The sequence below is a fragment of the Coleofasciculus sp. C1-SOL-03 genome (assembly GCF_040220555.1).
Classification (GTDB): domain Bacteria; phylum Cyanobacteriota; class Cyanobacteriia; order Cyanobacteriales; family Coleofasciculaceae; genus Coleofasciculus.
On record NZ_JAVJUO010000008.1, the window covers coordinates 1 to 23,888 of the forward strand.

General features: G+C 46.4%; 16 protein-coding genes and 1 pseudogene. 5 read left to right on the forward strand and 12 right to left on the reverse strand.

Going from position 1 to position 23,888, the window contains the following annotated elements; all coding sequences use genetic code 11:
* Window positions 1-1,222: 1,222 nt before the first annotated feature.
* From RIE73_RS00880 to RIE73_RS00900, 5 genes and pseudogenes are all read right to left on the reverse strand, one after another.
* Window positions 1,223-1,882, reverse strand: coding sequence for a Uma2 family endonuclease (locus tag RIE73_RS00880; protein ID WP_446399381.1), 660 nt, complete (start codon window positions 1,880-1,882; stop codon window positions 1,223-1,225).
* A 261-nt stretch (window positions 1,883-2,143) separates the two neighbouring features.
* Complete coding sequence (locus RIE73_RS00885) at window positions 2,144-2,575, reverse strand: CsbD family protein (protein WP_446399382.1); 432 nt, start codon at window positions 2,573-2,575, stop codon at window positions 2,144-2,146.
* Between the two features lie 62 nt (window positions 2,576-2,637).
* Complete coding sequence (gene hypB, locus RIE73_RS00890; RefSeq protein WP_446399383.1) at window positions 2,638-3,330, reverse strand: hydrogenase nickel incorporation protein HypB; 693 nt, start codon at window positions 3,328-3,330, stop codon at window positions 2,638-2,640.
* A gap of 284 nt (window positions 3,331-3,614) precedes the next feature.
* A complete protein-coding gene (gene hypA / locus RIE73_RS00895; protein ID WP_446399384.1) occupies window positions 3,615-3,980 on the reverse strand; it encodes a hydrogenase maturation nickel metallochaperone HypA in 366 nt (121 codons plus the stop codon).
* A 53-nt stretch (window positions 3,981-4,033) separates the two neighbouring features.
* Window positions 4,034-4,936, reverse strand: a pseudogene (locus tag RIE73_RS00900) (agmatinase family protein); the annotation flags it as partial.
* 509 nt (window positions 4,937-5,445) lie between these two features.
* Between RIE73_RS00900 and RIE73_RS00905 the strand changes: the two are divergent.
* On the forward strand, window positions 5,446-6,678 hold the full coding sequence (locus RIE73_RS00905; protein WP_446399385.1) for a permease: 1,233 nt from the start codon (window positions 5,446-5,448) through the stop codon (window positions 6,676-6,678).
* A 252-nt stretch (window positions 6,679-6,930) separates the two neighbouring features.
* On the opposite strand, the gene gorA is transcribed toward RIE73_RS00905, so the two are convergent.
* The gene (gorA, locus tag RIE73_RS00910; RefSeq protein WP_446399427.1) at window positions 6,931-8,274 is read right to left on the reverse strand and encodes a glutathione-disulfide reductase; all 1,344 of its coding nucleotides are present in this window, start codon (window positions 8,272-8,274) and stop codon (window positions 6,931-6,933) included.
* A 403-nt stretch (window positions 8,275-8,677) separates the two neighbouring features.
* Between gorA and RIE73_RS00915 the strand changes: the two genes are divergently transcribed.
* Window positions 8,678-9,247, forward strand: coding sequence for a hypothetical protein (locus RIE73_RS00915; protein ID WP_446399386.1), 570 nt, complete (start codon window positions 8,678-8,680; stop codon window positions 9,245-9,247).
* A 275-nt stretch (window positions 9,248-9,522) separates the two neighbouring features.
* Here RIE73_RS00915 and holB read toward each other — a convergent pair whose 3' ends face one another.
* Window positions 9,523-10,455, reverse strand: coding sequence for a DNA polymerase III subunit delta' (gene holB / locus RIE73_RS00920; RefSeq protein WP_446399387.1), 933 nt, complete (start codon window positions 10,453-10,455; stop codon window positions 9,523-9,525).
* Window positions 10,456-10,544: 89 nt separating this feature from the next.
* Window positions 10,545-11,210 carry a dTMP kinase gene (tmk, locus tag RIE73_RS00925; RefSeq protein WP_446399388.1) on the reverse strand — a complete coding sequence of 222 codons (666 nt, stop codon included), beginning with the start codon at window positions 11,208-11,210 and terminating at the stop codon, window positions 10,545-10,547.
* 375 nt (window positions 11,211-11,585) lie between these two features.
* On the opposite strand from tmk, the gene RIE73_RS00930 reads away from it, so the two are divergent.
* On the forward strand, window positions 11,586-11,933 hold the full coding sequence (locus RIE73_RS00930; RefSeq protein ID WP_006104062.1) for a hypothetical protein: 348 nt from the start codon (window positions 11,586-11,588) through the stop codon (window positions 11,931-11,933).
* Between the two features lie 65 nt (window positions 11,934-11,998).
* On the opposite strand, the gene RIE73_RS00935 is transcribed toward RIE73_RS00930, so the two are convergent.
* The 3 genes from RIE73_RS00935 to RIE73_RS00945 form a co-directional block, all read right to left on the reverse strand.
* The gene (locus RIE73_RS00935; RefSeq protein WP_446399389.1) at window positions 11,999-12,433 is read right to left on the reverse strand and encodes an FHA domain-containing protein; all 435 of its coding nucleotides are present in this window, start codon (window positions 12,431-12,433) and stop codon (window positions 11,999-12,001) included.
* A gap of 572 nt (window positions 12,434-13,005) precedes the next feature.
* The gene (locus RIE73_RS00940; protein ID WP_446399390.1) at window positions 13,006-15,438 is read right to left on the reverse strand and encodes a heavy metal translocating P-type ATPase; all 2,433 of its coding nucleotides are present in this window, start codon (window positions 15,436-15,438) and stop codon (window positions 13,006-13,008) included.
* A gap of 311 nt (window positions 15,439-15,749) precedes the next feature.
* Window positions 15,750-16,085 (reverse strand): hypothetical protein, encoded by a 336-nt coding sequence (locus RIE73_RS00945; protein ID WP_446399391.1) that lies wholly within the window; start codon window positions 16,083-16,085, stop codon window positions 15,750-15,752.
* A 273-nt stretch (window positions 16,086-16,358) separates the two neighbouring features.
* Here RIE73_RS00945 and RIE73_RS00950 point away from each other — a divergent pair, with 273 nt between their 5' ends.
* A complete protein-coding gene (locus RIE73_RS00950; protein ID WP_446399392.1) occupies window positions 16,359-16,751 on the forward strand; it encodes a hypothetical protein in 393 nt (130 codons plus the stop codon).
* A gap of 1,047 nt (window positions 16,752-17,798) precedes the next feature.
* Here RIE73_RS00950 and RIE73_RS00955 read toward each other — a convergent pair.
* Complete coding sequence (locus tag RIE73_RS00955; RefSeq protein ID WP_446399393.1) at window positions 17,799-21,479, reverse strand: nSTAND1 domain-containing NTPase; 3,681 nt, start codon at window positions 21,477-21,479, stop codon at window positions 17,799-17,801.
* Between the two features lie 429 nt (window positions 21,480-21,908).
* On the opposite strand from RIE73_RS00955, the gene cobJ reads away from it, so the two are divergent.
* Window positions 21,909-23,825, forward strand: coding sequence for a precorrin-3B C(17)-methyltransferase (cobJ, locus tag RIE73_RS00960; RefSeq protein ID WP_446399428.1), 1,917 nt, complete (start codon window positions 21,909-21,911; stop codon window positions 23,823-23,825).
* Window positions 23,826-23,888 lie beyond the last annotated feature (63 nt).

Below are 23,888 nucleotides of genomic sequence, written 5' to 3' on the forward strand. Positions count from 1 at the left end.
TAATTACCCCGGCGGATACTCGGAACCTAAAGGTATCAAGAAATAGTTACTTGGAACGAGGTAAATCATCAGGTTCTCTTGTTGGATAATTCTGGTCAGAGGTGATAGGTAAAACCGCAAATCCATCCACAGGAAACATGAACTGTTATTTGTTGAACAGATAGCACAACTTGTTTACCTGACTGGATAAGGAAATCCTTCAAAAGTAGGGTAAGCTAACTCCGGATGAACCCGATTGAATACGATGTCATAAGAAGCCAAAGCTTAAGGTAACGCTTAAGATAAGCTGACGTATGGCAGTCACTGCCTTGGTCACGACTGAGTAAGTTCTTAAAATGCCTAAAACGTAGGAGGCGAAACCTCTGAACGTGGGATAAAAAGGGACAATAAAAGCGTTAAACAGACCAGACCCCCAACTGGAAACGGGAAAGGGTTCCACTAATTATCGGAGGCATACTAGGAGCCGAATGCTTGGAAACTTGCTCGTTCGGTTTTGAATGGGAGCTGAGAAAGATAAATCTTTCCTTCGACCCTATGAAACCAACTTCAGCAAGATGTGAACCTTGCCAAATAACGTTTAAACTCCCCTGAATCCCTATTAGGGATTGAAACAAAGATAAGATTGAAACAAAGATAAGATTGAACCTTAGGGACACGGCAATGCCCATCCGTGTCAACTTAAGGTTGGAACTCTTACTTAATAAGAGATCCCCCCTAGCCCCCCTTTTTAAGGGGGGAACCAGAAATTAATCAAAGTCCCCCTTTTGACAGAAATTAATCAAAGTCCCCCTGATAGATCCCCCTCCCGTCCCCCTTAAAAAGGGGGAAGCCAGCGGATGCTTCGCTTTTTGTTGCAGGGGGGATTTAGGGGGATCTAAACGTTGAGCGTTAGTTATACAAAGTCTTAAGTTGACACCAATGGACAATGCCGTGTCCCTACAATTGTTGTTAGAATTCCCCTGAACTTTATATTAGGCGTTTAGACTAAGGCAGCGCTCGGTCAACATTTCACCTACAATTGTGGGAATTTTCGTGAATTCCTATGAGGGATTAAAATTAGTGCCGGGAATGCGATCGCGTTTGAAACCAGATAATAATTCCCATACTCAGCAGCATGAGAGAAATAGTACACTCCTTAAGAACCTCAAACAAACCCTGGCGAATGGAATTTGTGAAACCCGCGCAGGCGGGTTTAGTTTGTGTAGCTGCGGTTTGAACCGCCCTACTTCTCCAACGTCCATCTTGCGATCGCGCTTTCAAATTCCTCTAACGCCTGAACATGTCCCACTTGCCATGACCGTTTTATGGTAGCCGGGATAACCTGGGTGATCGAAATGTCTGGAAACGTCGGACTACTATCAGATTGTCTATAGTCTCCTTCAATTAAAATATAAATTATCAACTTGCCACTATCATAAACCCAGACTTCGGGAACGCCAATCGCTTGATAAGCATCCAATGTTGTTTTCGAGGTAACATCTGACTCAATTGCCAAATCAGGCGGTGGATCATCGGGTTCAAGTCGGCGACGACCAATCATTTGTTGATAATTTTGGATATAGAAACAGGCATCTGGTTCAACGCCTGCGGCACCTTCTTTTTTAAACGTCGTTGAACCAAAGGGTTCATATCGCCTACTTCTCGTCTTAAGCAATAGCTTGACGATATCCGAAATAATATCCTTGGGTTTTTCATGCTCAGGTAAAGGAACCATAATTTCTAACGTTCCCTGGCTGTAAGCAAGTCTTGCCGCACGTTTTTCTCCTAACTCTGCCAAAATAGACTCAAATTCCTGCCAGTTAACATTAGGAATTGTCACAGCACTGCCGGGTGCTAGCTTCATCTGGCTAACGGGTTTAACAATCGGGGAAAGAGCCGTCATACTAAGTAAGTGAACAAAATTGAAGTTAACGGTTGAGATTAGGGAACAGGGAACAGGCAACAGTAAGGGTTCGAGGGTAATTTACAAAAATTAATACAGTACCGTTTTTTTGTCCGACTACTTATCAAAAAATTACAAATTCAGTAGAGACGCTCTACTGGAACGTTTCTACTGAAGTCAGAAAAGCCGTTATTGACTCGCTAATTTTACCATTGCTTGAGGCGTTTTTAGCCAATTCGTTCAGACTAACCGTCTTAGCTACTATTCTCCAAACAAACTCTTAATCGCATCTCCCAAATTTTCAGACGCCTTTTCCATATCCGATCCTGCATCGTCGGCGCGATTTTTCACCCGCCCTGTATCTTGCTCCGCCCGCCCTTGGGCTTGCTTAGCTGCACCTTTAATATCTTCCTTGGCTTTGCCCATATTTCGTTCCATCGTGCCAATATCTTCTTTGGCTTTCCCTTGAATTTGGTCGCTGGTTCCCGAACCGAATACTTTGTCAACAGGGTTACTATCCGCAACGATAAATGGTGTCGTTTTCACGGTTAAAGCCTGGGCTGTAGGCATAGCATTAAATACTGTGCCTGTCCAAGTCAATGCCACTACCGCCATCGACAAAAGAACTGACAGTACCTTTTTAGCCCGGTATCGTTGGAAATTACCCGAAACGTTATTGATTATCCTGAACATACTGATTTGAGAATTTAGAACTTGAACTCTAGAACGATAACCCATTCAACCCTGTTCAGGATTCACCCATTAGATAGAGATTTTGAGTCTTTGACCTGAGTTCGCAACCAAGTCAACCAGGTTTCCAATCCTTCACCAGTTTTCGCCGAGAGCCGAATAATCGTAACCTGGGGATTGATTTGACGCACGTTAGATTCCAGACGGTTGAGATCAATATCCAGGTAAGGGGCTAAGTCTATTTTGCTAATTAATAAGCAGTCTGCTTCTTGAAACATGATTGGATACTTCAAGGGTTTATCCTCCCCTTCAGTAACACTTATAAGTGCAACCTTGCCATGTTCTCCCACTTCAAATTCAGCCGGACAAACCAGATTACCGACATTTTCGACAAAAACGAGATCCAATTCCGCTGGATTGTATTCCGCTGCTAACGTGTGAAGTCCTCCTGATACCATCTTTGAGTCAAGATGACAGGAACGTCCGGTATTAATTGCAATCACAGGAACGCCGTATTGACGCAGCCGTTCGGCGTCTAATTCAGTTGTCATATCCCCTTCAATGACTGCCATTTTTAAGTCATGATTCAGGGCGGCTAAAGTACGCTCTAACAGCACCGTTTTCCCCGCACCGGGGCTACTCATGATATTCAGACAAGTAATTCCCCACTGATCAAAATGGGCGCGGTTGTGATTGGCTCCCGCTTGGTTAGCGTGGAGTAAGTTAATTTCTAAAGCAGCTTCAACGGTTTGGTGCATTGTTAATTAGGCTGAATAAGTTTTGTGGTGAAAGGAGGCAATAGGCAATAGGCAACACCTCGACTTACCTCGACTTCGCTCGGTAACACGCTCGGTGTTTCTTAGGCAATAGAGAATCGCTGTAGTGCGAGCGTCTTGTTCGCTATTTTATCAGGTTTTGAATGAACTCAATTAAAAATGATATAAGATGTAGCTACCTTCTCCAGGAAAGCAAGTATGACGAATGACGAATGACAAATGACAAATGACGATCTCTGCCGTTAACTTTAATTGTGTCCACCTGCTTACATTCCAACACAAGATTGAGCATATTCAATGCGATTGATTTTCAGTTCTCGTCCCGAACGAATATCCTCCATCGGAGATTGGCAACTGGGACAAGAATAGTGCAATCCGATTTCGGGTTTGTATTCCTCTTGGCAGGCGTGACAGAATGCAACCAAAGGTGTCTCGTGAATGGCTAATTTTACCCCCTCTAAAAAACCATTTTGAGTCTGTGCCGCAAACGCAAATTGCAAACTAGCAGGTTCTACACAAGTGAATTGCCCCACTGTCAGATGAATCGTATCAATTTGCGGACGAGAGGGTTGTTCCTCCCACCATTGGCGGACTGTCAAAATTAATGCTTTAGTCATATCGGTTTCATGCACGCTTTATCCCTCACCCAATTTCCTCAATTTCTGCCATTTTTTACTCACAGGGATTAAACCCATTCCACCATTTCAGCTTGATAATTCATTTGGATGTAATCAGGCTTTTCCTGGCGAGGAAGCTGACCCGATACCACTAAATGACCCATCGTGTCACAAATAACCCGGGTTGCCATGAGAGAAGTCATATCACTAATATCATAGGGGGGTGAAACCTCGACCACTTCTAACCCACAAACGGGAACATTTTGGACAATTTTCTTGAGCAGATAGAGGGCTTCACGAGGCAGTAAACCACCGGGTTCGGGCCACCCGGTTCCGGGAACAAATCCAGCATCAATACAATCAATATCAAAACTAATCCAGACACAATCTGTCCCATCAGTGGCGCGTTTTATCGCAAAATCTGCTGCCGCATCTAATCCCATTTCTGTAATATCAGTAACGGTGAGAATATTCGTAGCCCGTTCTCGACAAACTTTGACGCCTTGACGCGGGACTTGCCAGCCACCAATTCCCAGTTGGACTAGGTTTTTAGCCGGAGCATTTTTGATATTAGTGGCGTGAAACCAGGGACAGGTATGCATTCGTTCATCGAGATCGGTTTCTTGGGTATCAACATGGCGATCAAAGTGAATAATGCCTACTTTTTTATCCCCCAGATGCCGACAAATTCCCCGCACCGTGGCAAATCAAATGGAATGATCGCCGCCTAAAATAATCGGGAATGCACCGGAACTAAAAACGTGAGCAATTCCCTTGGAGATTTGATCAAAGGACTTTTCATTATTCGCCGGAATCGTAAAAATATCGCCCACATCACAGAGGGTAATTTGTTCGCGTAAATCAACCCCTAATTCAAAATTATAAGGCGTATACAAGGCGCTAATCCGGCGAATCCCTTGGGGACCAAACCGCGTACCCGGGCGATAAGTTGTACCGGAATCATGGGGAACAGGGGTGTAGGGGTGTAGGGGTGTAGGGTGTAGGGGTGTAGGGGCGGGTTTCACTATTATCGTTTCTTTTGCACCTGGATGTGACTAAACCCGCCCTTCTACTACATAAGCCTCTTGATTCAAATGAAACTGTTGTCCACCCTGAGTCAGATATTACAGCTCATTCTTTTGTCAGACGCGATCGCACACACAAATTCATACAGTAAAAAGCGAGAGGACAGCAATCTGACTCCACTAATCAGCCGGATTTTCGGGTTCGCGGTTTTTCGGCTTCGCCTAAGTGCATAGCTTTATCAATGTTAACGCCACAGTCAAAAAAAACTTACTTAATTAACTTTATAGCTAGAAATCATAATCTTCCGATAGTTAGATGTCATAATCCAACCCCTCTTTTATGGTGATTGTCATAGCTTGTTGAACTTCATTTCATCTAGCTATTGATGGGTTTTCGCAATAAACCAGGAAAGTCTGTTGAGTAGTTACAAGACCATAAAAGACAAAAAAACATTATGAATAATGCAAGCTTTTGGCAATTGTATAGTGAGGCAGTGCTAACCTCACTGGGTTTTTTCTGGAAAGCATTATGGGCGTTTATCCTGGGTTATGTGATTAGTAGCGCTATCCAGGTTTTTGTGACTCGCGAACGCATGAAACAAACCATGGGTAAAGCGGGAAAAGGAAGCGTCGCCTTGGGAACGTTTTTCGGATTTATCTCTAGTTCATGTAGTTTCGCTGCCCTAGCGACAACAAAATCTTTATTTAAAAAAGGAGCCGGTTTTGTTCCTTCCTTGGCTTTCTTACTTGCCTCAACTAATCTAGTTGTTGAGTTAGGATTTATTATTGCCGTTTTCCTCGGTTGGCAGTTCGTCGTCGGCGAGTATGTGGGTGGACTTCTGCTCATTATTTGCATGTGGCTAATCGTGCGGTTTACTCGCCCCACGAAGCTAATTAGAAAGGTACGCAAACGACTGCGGGACAATGAAGGCGAGGCAAATGAGGGAGAAGATGTTCCTAACTGGAAGGAGAAGATTCAAACTCTACAGGGATGGAAACAGGTTGCCCGCAAATATTTCATGGAATGGAAGATGGTTTGGAAAGATGTAACCATCGGCTTTACTGTGGCGGGGGCTATTGCTGTATTTGTACCGCGATCGTTTTTTCAGTTCCTGTTTATTGGTTCTGGACAAGATGGGAATCCGGGATTTTTGGCGATACTGGAAAATACAATTATTGGACCCGTGGCGGCGTTTTTTACGTTTATCGGTTCTATGGGAAATATTCCCTTGGCTTCGGTTCTCTATGCCAATGGGGTGAGTTTTGCTGGGGTAATCGCGTTTATTTTTAGTGATTTAGTTGTGTTCCCGGTGATTCGGATTAATGCCAAATACTACGGCTGGAAAATGGCATCCTATATCCTGGCTGTATTTTTAGCGGCGTTGGTGGCGACAGCTATTGTTATGCACTATGGCTTTTCCCTATTGGGACTTTTGCCAGAAAGTACGGGGCAGAGTCAAGCCGAGACGCAGCGTTTTGCGATTGACTATACATTCTGGCTGAATCTTGCCTTTCTCGCTGTTACTGGGGTTATGGCTTGGCTGCGTTGGGGTGGCAAAAAGGATGACAAGGGTGGAATGCATCACGGCGGTGGTAAGAAAAGTATCATTGAGCGGGTGCTGTTTTGGCTGGCGATTGTATCCTATATCTGGTTAGCTGGGGGTTTGATTGCTACGGTTATTAAGTAGTGGCGTGGCACAGCTAAAATAGGGTTTTGTTTGTAGTAAGCACGAAGAGTGCTATAACGCTTAGCTGGAGAGGGCTGAGGTTCCCTCACTACGAACCAATTCTAATCCATCAAATAAGGTGTGCCACGCCAGGAAACCAAGGGGGGTTTGGAAACCAAGGGGGGTTTGGAAACCAAGGGGGGTTTGGAAACCAAGGGGGATTTGGAAACCAAGGGGGGTTTGGAAACCAAGGGGGGTTTGGAAACCAAACCCCTACGGTGATAAACAGAAAAATTCTTCACCGATGGAGGGATGAATGCCAATGGTATGATTAAAATCTGCCTTGGTTACTCCAGCGTTAATGGCTAAAGCAATCATCTGAATAATCTCAGAGGCACAGTCTCCTACCATTTGAGCGCCCACAATCCGATCTGAGTTGCCATCAACTATCAGTTTGAGCAGGGTTTGTTCCGGTGATTCTGCCCTCATATCCAAAAGGGATTGGAATGTTTTTTGATAACAACGCACCGCTTCACCCAACTGCGCTTTGGCTTGCGCTTGAGTTAACCCAACGGTAGCGGCTTCCGGTTGAGACGAGACAACGTAGGGAACATAGTCATAATCGACAATTCGAGGATGATCACCAAATTCTGTATCGGCGAAAGCTCGACCCGCCGCGATCGCAACTGGCGTGAACCGGGGTCTAGCGGTACAATCCCCTACAGCGAAAATATTCGCTTGACTGGTACGGCTGTACTCATCTACCGCGATCGCTCCCTGCTTAACCTCAACTCCCGCTTTCTCTAAACCTAGTCCACCCCAGTTAGGAACGCGATCGCTAATCCAGACAACCGTCTCCACCTCTACGGGTTCATTATTACCCGATAACCTCAAATTCAGACAATCTTGCACCCGCTCAATTTTCTCAACCTGGCTATTGGTGCAAATTCTAATTCCCAACCGCGTCATCTCATCTTGAACCGTTGTCCGCAAAGCGTGATCACAACCGGGCAAAACTTTATCGTCGGATATGACTAGCGTAACTTTTGAGATTAACCCATTCATCATCCCCGCCAGTTTCACCGCAATATAATTACTGCCAATAATCGCCAAGTGTTTGGGTTGATGTTTCAGTTCTAGAAATTTCCGCGTCGTAATCGCATATTCAATTCCGGGAACCTCAGGTTTTATCGCTTTTCGACCAATCGCAATCAAAATTTTATTCGCCTTATACTCCTGTCCATTAATATCTACCGTGTGAGCATCTATAAATTTAGCATGTCCTTTGATCAGTTCAACGCCAGCTTTTTCCAGCTTCTGGATATGCTTTTGGCAAAGATGCTGAATATCGCGGTTTCTGGCTTCCATAAATTGACACCAATCAAAGTTCTTGGACACATGACCCCAGCCATATTCATCCGCCCGTTCAAAGACTTTGGAGAAACCTGCCGCATACGTCATTAATTTTTCAGGGATACACCCATGCACCACACAAGTCCCACCGACCTGATCTTGTTCCGCGATCGCCACCCGGACTCCATAGTCAGCCGCCGTTTCAGCCGCTGCTAAACCACCGGGTCCTGCTCCAATAACTAAAAGTTCGTAATCCCAGTTCATCATACAACCTATTCAAAAAATACAATCACTATCTTTTCATTCACATTTTATTGATCTAAAAGCAAACCTTTGCCGAGAGGAATTTTGTCAAGTCAAGTATAGACGAAAATTCCGATAATTTTTCAGCGCCTTTTAAATCTACCTCCTTGGATAGATCTATTTTCTTCAACAGCTTTATAGTATTAAATAAACTTTTGATTTTTACAAAGAATGTGTATTAATGTAAAGGTAAGACAACCGACTATTCTGTGCTTAAATAGGAATGGCTGAATAAGTATTATTTATTTTCATCACCCTATTCATCCGTTTCAACAGTGCATTTTCAATCGGATCAAGGCTTATTCATGGCAATTTATAAACATTTTTTCGCCCTTGCAACCTTTATTTAGTGAAATTAAAAACTATGAAGTTAAGCTGGACTCACATCCATTTACTTTTGAATCATTTTCCCATCGTTGGAGCTATCTTTGGCTTGCTCCTACTAATTTATGCCTTAGTCAAAGATAGTGAAGATTTAAAAAAGGCAAGTTATTGGTGTTTTTTTATCATTGCCTTAATTACGATCCCCGTTTTTTGGGCAGGGCAGCAAGCGGAAGAAGTGGTGGTTTCTCTTCCGAGCGTTTCCCATTCGTTGGTTCACGCTCACAGCAACATTGCTCAGCAAGCACTCATCGCCTTAGAACTATTAGGAATCATGAGCTTGTTTGGTTTGTTTCGAGGGATAAATAAAACTCCCTCTTGGTTTCCCATTAGTTTTTTAGTTGTAACAATCATCGCCACAGGGTTGGTGTCATGGACAGGACTTCAGGGCGGAATAATTAGACATACAGAAGTTCGCTCAGAATTGCAATTTTTAGTCCCTAATGATACCTCAGAATCTGGAGATCATCATCATAATGGGGCAGAAACTGAACATGAACAGTCGGAACAAGATCACCAAGAAGAGTCAGGACATTCTCATGAACATGAATAGGATTAGGTCATTGGAAATTAGGTAATGTGACAAACCCGAATGAAATTAAAATTAATTTTGTATTTCTGTAGGGGAGACCCGCTTGGTTTAATTCACAACATCAGTCCTCTTAATTGACTCGGGTCGCCCTCTCCTCAACCCTTTGTTGCTGGTGTGAAACAGCTAAAATTGTGGTGGAAATTTTACGATTAAATCGGGCGCACGTCTGTGCGCCCCTACGGTTTCTGGATGTAACTCTAATCCACCAATTAAGGTGTGCCACGCCACTACACTGATCAACGCTGTAACTCTAAGAATGTCACTTCCCAAACCAATCGAGGTTGAGCATATCCAAGCAAGTAGGTTCGGGCTTGCTCTAATTGGTGAATGATCCGGGTATGGGGTTGGTGTTGCCAATACTGATGCTGTAAATAATCGACTAACCACAATTGGGCTTGGGGATCAAGGGTTTTATCAATTTCCTTAGCCAGTTCTAGCGCCATGCGGGAGGAGTTGGGCAATTGATTCAACTTTGCCAGTAATTCGGGGGGAATGGCTTGCAGTTGTTCAAATGCCGCGATCGCTTCTCCGGGACTCCCTTGGGCAATGGCTAATATCGAGGGTTCTTGGAGAATCTGCTCATAACCTGTTTGCTGTAGTACCTGTGCCATGTCGTCTTGTGCTAATCGGGAAAAGGGAATCCGTTGACACCGGGATACTAAGGTGGGTAATAAGGCATCGGGACTGGGCGCGATTAAAATTAATGTGGCGTTTCCGGGTTCTTCTAGCGTCTTGAGCAAGCCATTGGCGGCTGATTCTGCCATGGTTTCCGTCTGTTCTAGCACCACAATTTGACGAGAGGCTTCCAGGGGAGAACGTCCTAAAAATTGGCTAATTTCGCGAATTTGTTCCAGGCGGATTTGGGGGGGCGTTTTGCGCTTGAGTCCTTTTTCTGCGGCTTCTTTGGCGGATAGGCGAATGCCATTGTGTAGATAGGTGGGTTCAACCCAGAGGAGATCTGGGTGGTTTCCCTGCTGGAGGCGTTTCTGGACTAAGGGTTGCTTCTGGGATGGGACATCTTGACAAAATAACCGTTCAATGAACCAACGGGCGACTAAAGCCCGCCCGACTCCAGGAGAACCGACAAATAGATAAGCTGGGGCGATGCGGTTGGCTGTCATTGCCCCTTCTAAGAGTGCGATCGCTTGTTTTTGTCCGACTATGGTCATTGGTCATTGGTCATTGGTCATTGGTCATTTGTCATTGGTCATTCGTCGTTCGTCATACTGGCGCAGCGAGAAGCAGGCTACGTCGTTTGTCAAACATCCATGACATATTTCTGCTGAATCCGTTGATGTAACACTGTCTGAATGTCCAATTGTACGGCGTCAGGGCTTTGATTGGCGTCAATCCGGGCAATGCGCTGGGGATACTGGGAGGCTAACTGGGCAAACCCTTGTTGGACTCGCTGGTGAAAGGCTAACTCCGCTTGTTCCATGCGATCGGCGACGCCCCGTTCTCTTGCCCGTTGTAAGCCTATTGTGACATCAACATCTAACCACAAGGTTAAATCGCTTTCTAGCCCTCCTGTGGCGATGTGGTTGATTTGCTCAATTAGGGCGAGGTCAATCCCTCGTCCATACCCCTGATAGGCAATCGTCGAGTCGGTGTAGCGATCGCACAAAATAATCGCCCCGGCGTTAAGCTGAGGCTGTAACAATTCTTCAACATGCTGCGATCGATCGGCGGCATAGAGGAGGAGTTCAGTGCGATGTTGTAGGGATGAGGAGTTTTCTTGGAGTAACAGTTTACGCAGTTTGACGCCGAGGGCGGTTCCTCCGGGTTCGCGGGTAACGATGACAGATGAGGGTTTGGCGCCATTGTCCAGCTTGTCGAGTACACCACTACGGAGGAACCAATCGTGCGATCGCTGGATTTGGGTGGTTTTGCCACTACCTTCGACTCCTTCAAACACAATCAGCATTTCCCCTTCTCCACCCCTCATCGGATCACACCTCTACCCATTGTTACCCAAAATCATGTCCTCTTTCCGAAGTGAAGGAGAACAGAAGTAAAGGAAAAGGATGGGTGGATGTTTATCCCGATGGAATCTACTCTCAAGAGTATGTATACTTTATTGGTATACCTATCCAGCCCAAGCCGCTAGGTAGGTAACTCGCTTATAGCCGCCATAGGAGCTTGGGAACCAAGCCCGTACAGGTGGTGTTAGCCTGTGGACTGGTTAAGTGCCATCACCGCCAGAGTGAAGCAGGAAGTAAGTACCTCCAGATGCCCACTTGTGGGTAGCTTTGGATAGATCTTATGTAATGATCTAGCTATCTGACGCCAAGGGTTAAATATGGCTCGCTACACTTGTTCATTTACGGTTGCAGTTTCTCCCGATCACCTTCAACCATCATTGATTGAGGTTTTACAATCCTGCGATTTCGACATTATTTATGACACGGGAGACTATATCATGGCACGGGAGATCCCCGGTCATGTTGCCTTTGCCAAACTCGTGACAGTGGAAGTCTTGATTGACAAATCGATGGCTACCGATCAGGAAATTCGCATGAATTTCGTGATCAAAAATGAAGAGTTACCCTTACAGGTCGATAACCACTGCCACGATAAATTTTATGAAGTTCAAGAGGCGGTTGCCCAAAACCGCCATTGGCAACTCTTAGAGAGTGTTGCTGGTTGACATCCTCTGGTTTCAATCTCTGATTTCAATCCTCTGGAACTCCCTGATCATAGCTGGGCTAATCATCAGGGTGTCCAGTCCTCTGAATCTCCCCCCATCATATTTGGGCTAATCAGGGTGATGTCAAACTCATCGGGAGGTCCAGTGGGAACAGAGTCTCGCTTGAGTATGTAATATTTGGCACTAACTTGAGGACCGAAGACGACTTCGTCCTCATCTTCAAGATCGTGGGCTTGAAGTTTATGACCGTTAATTACCAGTCCGTTGGCGCTGGCTTTACCTTTGAGGTTACCATCGACAATGCGGTAGTAGAAACTGCCGTCTTCCCGTTCTCGCCGCACTAAGGTCGCATGTCGGCGAGATACAAATTGTGAAAACAGACGAATATCTACATCCGGATCTCTGCCTATGGAATAGACGGGTTCCTCCAAGGTATATTCCTTGCGCCCTTTTTCGTCTTCAATAATTAACAGATGGTTTTGATTGGATTTTGCAGGCATTGAACATCGAAAAATAGGGATAGATAGTGCAGTTACTTCACAAAACTGTGTCTATGCTTTCTTACATTAGCAAACTGCTTAATCATTTTTCTTTAACTGATCAAGAAGAAACGACCGAATTGCCGACCTTCAATTTGGTCTTCCCCCATTCAATCATCATAAGCATTAATGCAGATAATGGCACAGACTTCTATGTTACAATTTTGTGACCGACTTTGGCACTGACCCGACGGGAGAGCCGGTAGGCTTCCTGTGGGGTTCCGTTCAGTGATGGTGCTTGCGGCTTTTTATGGTGAGGACTATACAATAACCCCTCTCTCTTAATCTTAATAGCTAGGTTACACTCTGGGTGGAGCAACCCCCACAAGCAGGCTGTGAATTCGTACCGATCAAAATTTTTCAATGTGGCTATCACAACAAGAGCTTGCTCTGGTATTCATGATCGGGTTGAACTTCACCGCAGATTGACCAGCCTTCGCCGCTTTGTCAGCGAGACTTGAAAAGAATCACCCAAACACCACCATTACTTCGTATTCTACTACATTGGCAAGGGATAGGAGTATTCGCACACCCTACACCCTGTCGCCAGAGTTCCAACCTCGACGCAACAACAGAGAGTTACTGACAACAGTCACGGAACTAAATGCCATCAGTGCGCCAGCTACAGCCGGATTGAGAGCGATACCAAATTCGGGTAACAGTACACCCGCCGCTACGGGAATCCCCAACGTGTTATATGCCAACGCCCAGAAGAGATTTTGGCGAATTTTGTTAAAGGTAGCGCGAGACAGTTGAATCGCTTTGACAATATCCAGCAAGCCGCCAGCTTGGGGGCTGGTCGCGCTGGGTTGCATGAGAATAATCCCCGCCGTTTCTCGGGCAACATCGGTTCCCGCTTGCAGGGCGATACCCACATCAGCTTGGGCTAAGGCTGGACCATCGTTAATGCCATCTCCCACCATGGCAATACAGTTTCCCTGGGTTTGCAGTTGGGCGATCGCATCGGCTTTGCCATCGGGACGGATACCTGCCATAACATTGGCTGGATCAAGGGCAAGCTGTTGTGCCACACTGGTGGCGGCATCCGGTTGATCCCCAGTCAGCAGCATCACCCGCAGTCCCATCGCCTGAAGCTGTTCGACGGTGGTTTTAGCATCGGGTTTGGGTAAATCGGTTAAGGCGATGAGTCCAGCCAATTCTCCATCCACGGCTAAATAGACGACGGTTTTACCCTCAGCCGCTAAGGTTTGGGCTTGAGAGAGGGCGGTATCACTAAGGGTCACACCTTGCTGACGCAACCAATCCCCATTCCCCAGTAATACCCGTTGATTTTCCACGAGGGCAGAGATTCCGAGTCCAGCTTCAGTATAAAAATCCTTGGCAGTTAACTGGGGAAGGTGTTGTTGTGTCGTCGCCGTACAAATCGCTTCTCCGAGGGGATGAGTTGTGCCTCGTTCCGCTGCTGCGGCAAGTTGGAGGAGTGTTGATTGTTGATGGTTGAGTGTTGATTGGGAAAAATTTCCCCCATCTCGCCCATCTCCCCATTCTCCAATAGACAGACAATCGGTTACCGTGGGTTTTCCGTGGGTGAGAGTGCCTGTCTTGTCAAAGACGATGGTATCAAGTTGATGAACTCGTTCTAAGATGTCGCCCCCTTTAATCAGTAAGCCCCGTTCTGCCCCTAAGCTGGTGCCAACTAGAATCGCTGTCGGGGTGGCTAATCCCAAGGCACAGGGACAGGCAATCACTAAGACCGCGATCGCTAATTTTAAGCTCAAGAGTAAAGGTGAGGTTGAATCACCCATCAGGGCGTCTCCTTCCCCGAGAACCTGAGTCCAGAGTTTTGTCCCCACCAAATCCCAAAACAGGAACGTGAGGATAGCGATTGTCAATACCCCATACGTAAAATAGCCGGCGACTTTATCCGCTAAATTCTGCACCGGGGCTTTCCGCGTTTGCGCTTCTTCCACCAGGGCGACAATTTGCGCTAACGTGGTTTCTTGTCCAATGCGCGTGGCTTGAATCGCGATCGCACCGGATTGATTCAAGGTACCCGCCGTCACCGGATCACCGGGTTGCTTGAGAACTGGTAAGGGTTCCCCGGTCAACATGGACTCATCTACCGACGACTGACCCGCCACGACTTCGCCATCAACGGGTATTTTTTCTCCCGGCAAAACTCGCAACCACTCACCCACACGAACTTGTTCGACAGGAATTTCGATCCCCCGTTCTGTCGCTGTGGGTGCGGATTTACCAATTAACCGGGCTACTTTGGGTTTCAATGCCAACAAGGATTCATAAGCGGCTGATGCCTGACGCCTTGCCCGTTGTTCCAAGGTGCGTCCTAACAGAATAAAGCCGAGTAACATCACGGGTTCATCAAAGAAGCATTCCCAGCCCAATTGAGGGAAGAACAATGCGGCACAGCTAGCCCCATACGCCGCCAAGGTTCCTAGTCCCACCAAGGTATTCATATTCGGGGTTTGATGCCGCAATCCCCGCCAGCCATCCATGATAATCGGACGCCCTGGTCCGAGTAGTGCTAAGGTTGCCAGTCCCCAATGAAACCAGATCGTGCTAAATACGGGTATCATTGGTCCATTAAACCAATGACCGATATGTCCGATGGTCGAGAGAATGACCAGGACGCCAGCAATGATTAATTGCCGCAGTTGTTCTTTTGCCTCTTGTTCATGGCGTTGAGCCAGGGTGAGGCGTTCGTCTGAGGTTTCATCGGCTTGGGAGTCACGAGGTTGGGAGGGAAACCCTGTCGCGGTTAATTTTTCGGCGAGGGTAGCTGGATCAGCCTGACCGACTTCATACTCAACTACCGCCACTTCTGTCACCAAGTTGACCTGGGCAGAAATCACTCCGGGTTGCTGTTCTAGCTGCCGTTCCACCGCACTGACACAGCCTGCACATTTCATCCCCCCAACATCTAGCGTCATTTGCTCAATGGTTGGGGTGGGGGTATCGACGACTTTTTCTGGAGAAATTTGCATAGATGTTTTTGATACGGATAGGCGTTGCGATGCCTGAAGGCTGAGTTTTGTGAATACGTCTCTTTAATGATAAGGATTATTTTGCCAATGCGCTCTGCCACTAACCAATATCATATTTTATTTTGATGACAATGCCGATGATTGGTTGGAGGTTTGAGGTGTGTTTTTGATGGGATAGGGAGGTGTTATGTTTTCCCTATCCGGTGGCAGTTAAATAAGCCTTTTCGGATCGCCAAAACCCTTGATATTCCGTAGGGTGGGCATTGCCCACCAGAATATGAGGAGCGTGCCATTCGTCTTAAGTCGCCTGCTTAACAGCCAAGCTCTTCTTTTAGTTTGCGCTTCAAGTCATCAGAAATAAATAGTCCACTAATCTCCTTTGTAAGAGCATCTAAGGTTTCTCCCTTTTCCTGACGATCTTGATATACGCCCACCAGTAAAGCTTCCAGCCCAAACTTAGATAAGGCATCGGTAGCTATACCTATGACTCCAAGGAACATGATGCCTCCAATCATTCCTCCTGGTCCGAGCATTGCTAAGGCGGCTGTGATTGCCGCTGCTCCTGTAAAACCCGTGGTAGCCATTGCAATCAGGAGAATAACTCCTGGGAATCCTAGTGCCGCAATTTTTCTAACAGCTTCGTCCATTTGATTACTCCTTTGTTATAATCTACGCTTTCTGGGTCTTTTCACCTCTAAACTAGCTGATTCAGGTGAGTGATTACCTCAGCAATAGCTGCTAAGACTATTGCGCTATTTGGCGGATGCTATATAAGTATTTGTTGCGTTGTCGAAGGCATAAGCCAATTTAGGTTCACAGAATATTTACTCATATTTATCTCAGCTTTATGGCGTTAACCCTTCTTACAACATATACTAAATATAGCTTTGATAATGACAAAATATTGAGGAGAACCGAAATTGCTAGAAGCTATCGACAATGCTAAAGAATCCGCAACTTGTGCAGCAGTTGGTGCGGTTGTTGGTGCAGTTGCCTATCACCAAACCGGAGCAGCAGGTTTAGCAATTGCAGGAGGAGCTTATCCGGTTGGTTTAGCTGCATTTACGGGTGCTGGTGCAGTGGCTGGACTGGCAGTTCATGGTGCGACAAAGGAAGCCGCAAAAAACCTAAAAGAAGCTGCCACCTTTGCAACAGTTGGTGCAGTTGCTGGTGGAACTGTGTACCATCAAACCGGAGCAGCAGGTTTGGCTATTGCAGGAGGAGCTTATCCGGTTGGTTTAGCTGCATTTACGGGTGCTGGTGCAGTAGCTGGGTTAGCAGCTTTTAGCATGAAAAAGTCCGTTTTTAGATGAATTGTGGTTCTGACGAAATATGGGGAACTGGGAAAAGGGCGAAAGTCGGCTTTTTAGTAGAGTTTGAGCCGATTTAAAGGACTGGAGGGGAGTTATGTAGAGGCGAGGGCGATCGCATGGGCGGAAGTCGTCAGGCGGGGGCTTTGACTGACCGATCACCGGAAGTGCGATCGCTCTACCGATTTCCTTTGTTGATCCTATGACCACGTAGAAAATAAAACCACATATATAGAGCCGTTACTCCAGTGTGCAGAATAATTGCAATTAGATATCCCTTCGCTAAAATATGAATATCTGTACTCGATACGCCAATCCAGGTTATGGTACTCAACAGAAATAGCAAGAAACCCAGGCGAAGCTTAAATTGTGAATAGTTTTGATTCATCACAACCTAGATAATTCCACCTCCTATAACTAGACGAATAAAACCAACAACGATACCGATTGAACAACCCACAATTCCGATGATTGGACTGGTTTTCTTGGCGGTTCTACCTTCTGGAGGCAATAGCTTGATTTTTACCGATTATGCCGAATTTTTCTTCTATCTTTAGTTAGAAGAAAAGCCGACTTGGACAACAAGGAGCTATAAAGTAATCTTCCTCAACGCTTTAGATGTATTTACAATATTTAAACAAAGCTATTTTTTGAAACAACGTAAATGCATTCAACTGATAAGATGAAGTTATAGTGAAGTCAAAAATTAAATCTTCATCGAAATTTTAAAAATAATTATTGACAACTAAATAAGGTAGAACTATAATCTTATATTCTGGCGATATCTAAAAATAAAAAAGAGAGTCGCTCTCTCATGCAACTCTCTAGTCCTAAGGGTACATCTACTACTCTTATAGTGGCTTTTAGGGGTGAGGGGGGTCACACCCAGTTTTGGATCAGTACCTGATGGGAAACACTGATCTGTTATTCTCTACAGCGAGAATATTACAGGCGATTAGATTTGAGGAGTGCGCTTCTGTTCGAGACGATGCGCGATCGCTCCCTTGTTCGTAGTTGCCATGAAGCGTGCCTTCAGCGCTGAAGCGCTTACTACAAACCTTTAGCTTGACAAATATCGCGAGATAGGGTAGTTTCTTCCTGCGGATGTTCAAAAACCGGATGATTTTTTAGCCGATCGCACGCCACTTGCAGCCCAGTTTGCCAATTCTGCGGTTCCGGCAAACTCCGCACATCCCATAAGCGTACCGTTTTATCCTGACTCCCACTGGCAAGTCTCTCACCATCGGGACTAAACGCCAGCGATCGCACTGCAGCTTGATGTCCCCGTAACGGTTCACCCTGTAATTGACCTTGAGGATTCCATAAGCGGATTGTACCATCCCCACTCCCACTGGCGATCATTTCCCCATCCGGACTAAACGCCACGGCAAATACCACTCCCTGATGTCCTCGCCAAGGTTCACCCATTAACTCCCCTTGACGATTCCATAAGCGTACTGTCCCATCTCGTCCGCCACTGACAATCCTCTCCCCATCGGGACTAAACGCTAAGTCAAACACCACGCCCTCATGTCCCCGAAAGGGTTGACCCAACCGTTGACCCTGACGATTCCACAGGCGAATTGTCCCATCCCCACTCCCGCTAGCAATCGTTTCTCCATCGGGACTAAACGCCACCGTAAACACCACTCCCTCATGTCCCCGAAAGGGTTGACCGATAGGATTCCCTTGGCGATTCCACACCTGAACCGTACCATCTTTTCTGCCACTAACTAAGAATTGACCGTCGGGACTCCATGCAATTGAAGTGATCCAATCCTGTCCCAGAAACGGTTGACTCAAGAGTTGACCGGGAACCGCCCACAAACGAATTTTACCATCCTGGCTACTACTGGCAATCACCTGTCCTTGAGGACTAAACGCCACCCCTGTCACCTCATCGTTATGTCCGGGTAAAGATTGACGAATTAAATGATCTTGTCGCGTCCACAGATGAACCTTACCATCCTCCGTTCCACTGACTATAATTTGATTATCAGGATGAAACGTAACCGCATTCACCGCTGATTCATGGTCTAAGCGATCGCGTTCTCTGGCTATCTCAATTGCCTGCCAAAGACTCGACGCAATTCGCTGATCCACTTGCTGAAATTTAGCATAACTTTCACCCGTTGTTTCAATTGCCAGTAATAATCCCTGAATCGGTTCCACCGAGAGCAAGTTTTGTACAGTAGCGGCATTTTTATACAACTGTTCCCGTTGAGCAAGTTGTGCCGTTTTATACCATCGGCTCATCGCCATTCCTGTAGTGAGACTCAATAGCGCGATCGCAATCACTAATCCTCCCCTAGCAAAACCCTGTCGCGTCCGTTTGTGCTGGATACTCTGCTGAATTAGGTCTTGTGCTAATTTAGATAAATTGAGATGATCTCGATAATAGTCTGCCTCCGTTAGGGTTAACTCCGATAACATTCGCTTTGGTTTGCCTTGAGTTTGCCACTCAATCGCCGCCGCTTCAATGTGACGCTGGAGTCTCATCCCGTGGCGTTTTTCTTCCACCCATTGCTGGAGTTTTGACCAATGCTGAATCAGGGCTTCGTGGGCAATTGTTACCACACTTTGATGCCATTTTCCGGAGTGGGTGACGATTAATCCCGCATCGATTAATTGTTGCATCACGGCTGTTACCGCTTTGGTGGAATGGCGATCGCCCATCCAATCGTTTACCGCATTTTTTGGTGAAGAAGTGTTAAGTGTTGACCCTTCACGATCTTCGCGGGCATAGTTTTGATTGTGTAGGGGCGGGTTTAGGAACTTTCGTTTCGCTATTGATAGTAACCTTGGTGCAAAACCCGCCCTGACTGAGGGTTGAGTGTTGCCCCTTCGCGACCTTCGAGGGGATGGTTTTGAGTTCCCAGACATAGGATGAGACGTACCATCATGGCACGCCTCTACAGATTTAAATCGGTTTCTAGATTGTCCTTGAAAACTCAGAATTAACTGAGACGGGTCTACTTGTCGCGCCGTAACTTGACCGTTTTCATTTAATTGAATTAACCTTAAAAAAATGTCTTTGGCAATGTGTTGTTCATTTGCCGAAAACGATTGGTAAACACGGTTAGCATGTTTTTCAATTGCCCCTTCCAGCCTCCCCCAGCGATAATATTCGGCTACCATTAACCGATCCACTGGACGCCGTTGCCAGAGTTGGGTTAACATAAACTGAAGTAGAGGTAAACTGGCAGCATCCTCGAAATCTAAAAGGAGTTGAGTGACTAAATCTGACTCAATCTCTACACCGACTTGCTGGGCGGGTTTAATAATAGCGGTTTCTAACCCTTCCCTAGTCATTGGCGTCACTGTCACCATCAACGCCTGGATTTTTTGCATCAATTGGGGATAATTCGCACAATGACCTAAAAAATCCGTTCGCATCCCGATAACCAGACAAAGTTGATTCTCGCTACGTTCTAATCCACCTAACAAACAATCAAGAAACTGTTGTCGTTCGGTTTGATCCTGACAACAGGTAAACACCTGCTCAAATTGATCCACCACCAACACTAACCGCCGTTCTTCAGCCATTGTCCGCACCACAATCCCTAATCCTACTCCCCCCATTTGGATCAGTTTCAGGGTTTGGGCGAATTGATACTCGCGTTCCGGGTTATGAGGATTAATAAAGGATCGGGCTAAATTCTGGAGAGGATGTTCACCGGGTTGAAAAATCAACGTCAGCCATTCCTGAGTCCCCGATAACCGTTGTCCCCGTTGCAGCTGATATAATAATCCAGCGCGAATTAGCGAAGATTTGCCACTCCCACAGGTTCCAATTACCGCCAGCAAGTTGTTGATGCGGATGTGTTCGAGGAGTGCATCGGTTAAGGTTTCTCGTCCATAAAAATACTGGGGATCTTCATTTTTATAGTCAAAATACGCCAACCCTTGATAAGGACAAAACCGTTCCGGTGCGCTGGGGGGTAAAGCGGGTAAGGATTCTGGGTCAGTTGTGGGGTTACGGATCAACAGAATTGGTTTCCCAGCGTTGGCAAAAATCAAGGGAGGGGATAATTGATTAATTAAATTGGTCAGGGTATAGTTCGTCACCCAGCCAGGGGGATGATTGGTGGAATCCAGTCCTAATAATAGAATGGACGCCAACTGACTATAATGATGCGATTCAGTCGGATTCAGTTGTCGTATTTTAGCTTTATCTTTTTCTCCCCATCTTCCCGTCTTTCCATCCCCTTCTGACTGACAGGTGGCGATAAAACAACGACTGTATCCCTCACCCCGATATCCTGGATCAGCTTGGGTGAGGTCAAATCCTTCATCGTTACCATAGCAATCTAACCAAATAATTTGCTCTGGCACTGGACTTTGTTGCAACAAATCACGCAGCCAGGACAGCGATAATCCCCAATGACCGCGATTAGGGTTACTATCACTTGTAGCCAAGAAACTGGTTTGTCTATCGGGGTCTTTGCAGAGTCCATAGCCAGAGAAATACAGCAGAACCGTATCGGGAATCCTGTTTCCTTCTGGTAACAAGAGTTGGACGAGTGCGGTTTCGAGTTGCGTCAGGGTAACTCGAATCGGCGTGGTTGAATCGACAGGCGTGTTAAAAGCCGGAATTCGCCTGACTTGGACATTACCACGATCAATCAGGAGTTGGGCGATCGCATCCGCATCCTTTGCTGGTAATGTTAAGTTTTTCAGGTGCTGAGTATCGTAAGTATTAATCCCAACGATCAAAGCCTGTCGATTCATAAGGAGTCGTCAATCCCTGTCAGCAGCATCCCGTTTTCCGGGCGTATTTAACTGATTCAGAGTTTTTGCTTCTAGTCAGGACAATTAGGGTATTGACTTAGGAGATAGGAAGTTCTGTTGAATCGGGATGAAATTCGACCCTACAGGCGGCCACATTTTCCCATTATGAAATAATACTCTCAGACAACTACTGTATTTGTCAAGAGTTCCCAGAGAAATAATTTCCCAAAATTAGCGTTAAACAGAAACTGTAGGGGCGCACAGACGTGCGCCCTCTCCTGTGATCATTGCATCGGCATCATTGTTAAGAGTTCCCTAATCTCAACCGTTAACTTTAATTGTGTCCACCTACTGACATTATCAGAGTAGAGTCCGTAAAATTGTCTCATTTGTCCCTTAATCTAAGGTCGGGAATTAACTAAATTGACTGTGTTACCATTTCAAGACTTTCACCCCCTAGCCGCGATCGCCACAACGCCTACCGCCGCCCAAACCCTACAGCCTCTGTGCCAGACAGCCGGGGCGACATTGTGGCTACCTGAGTCGCTTCATCCCTCTGAACCAAACGCTGTTCCCACCGAATCGTTCTATCCGGGTGCTCTTAAATCCCACATCGCCTCACTCTGGCAAACGCATCGCGCTTTTATTTTTGGTTTAGCAACAGGGGCGGTAGTACGTCTGATTGCCCCACTTTTACAGGATAAATCCTCTGATCCGGCGGTTGTCGTTGTCGATGAAACCGGGCAATTTGTGATTAGTTTATGCAGTGGACATCAAGGGAAAGCCAATCAATTGACAAGGATGATTGCCTTGCAACTGGGGGCGACGCCTATTTTAACCGGGGGTTCTACGGGATTAAATTTACCGGCTGTCGATATGCTAGGGATTCCCTTGGGTTGGCAACGGGGAGAGGGAGATTGGACAGGAGTCAGCGCCGCCGTAGCCAAAGGTGAACGGGTTGAAGTCATCCAAGAGGTGGGTTCGACGTTGTGGCAAAATCACCTCCCCTCAGGACATCCCTTTGTTTTCGATGCTGACGAACAGACAGTTGATGCTAATTCCGCCAATTTCCAATCAATCAATGCCCGGATTTGGATTAGTTTTACTCAGCGTCGCTTTTCTCCAACCTCTGATTTACCCAAGGTACAATGGCATCCACGGGTATTATGGGTGGGGATTGGCTGTGAACGGGGAACCTCCAGAGAATTAATTGAAACGGCGATCCTTCAAACCTGTCAACGGCATCATCTAGCTATTGGTGCGATCGCCGGAATTGCCACGATTGATCTTAAAGCCTCGGAAGTGGGATTGGTGGAATTTTGTCACGCCCATGATTTGCCGTTGCAAACATTTCCGGCGGAGGTATTGCGATCGGTCAACGTACCGACGCCGTCAACGGTGGTGAATCAGGCGGTGGGGACTCCCAGTGTGGCAGAAGCGGCGGCGTTTGTATGTAGTCAGCGCTTTAGCGCTTCTGACACTCAAGTGCCAACTCCGAACCTACTGGTAAAAAAACAAATTGTGCGGGCGGATGATCAACCGGGGGCGGTGACGGTGGCGATTGCTGTGGCACAACAAGAATATATAGGTAAAACGGGACAACTGTTGCTGGTGGGTACCGGACCGGGACAGTTAGACCAAATGACGCCTGCGGCTAAAACGGCACTCTCTGATGCTGATGCAATCATCGGTTATTCTCTCTATATTGATTTAATTTCGCCGCTTCTGCATCCCGGACAAATTGTTGAATCTCTGCCGATTACTCAGGAACGCCAACGGGCGCAACGGGCGATTGAGTTAGCCCAGTGGGGGTTAACCGTAGCGGTGGTGTCGTCGGGGGATTGTGGGATTTATGGGATGGCGGGATTAGTGTTAGAGGAACTCAAAGCCCAAGATTGGGATGGGAAAACACCAAGGGTGCAAGTCTTTCCCGGAATTACCGCCTTGCAAGCGGCGGCGTCTCGTGTGGGTGCGCCTCTGATGCATGATTTTTGTGCGATTAGTTTAAGTAACTTGTTGACGCCTTGGCAGGTGATTGAAAAGCGCCTGCATGCGGCTGCCCAATCGGATTTTGTGATTGCTTTATATAATCCGCGATCGCGTACTCGCATTGAACAGTTGACCATCGCCCATACTATCTTACTCCAATACCGTTCCCCTCAAACTCCAGTCGCGATCGTGCGATCGGCTTATCGTGAGGATGAAGCAATTACGCTTTCTACTCTTGACAAATTGCTAGATAGTCCGATTGATATGCTAACCACTGTACTCATTGGCAATCAAAGTACCCGTCTCCATGGGGATTGGATGATTACCCCACGGGGCTATTTTGTGAACGATGAGTGAATCAACACAGGAGATGTAGAGACGTTGCAGGCAACGTCTCTACAGAATAATTGGCAGGGGTAT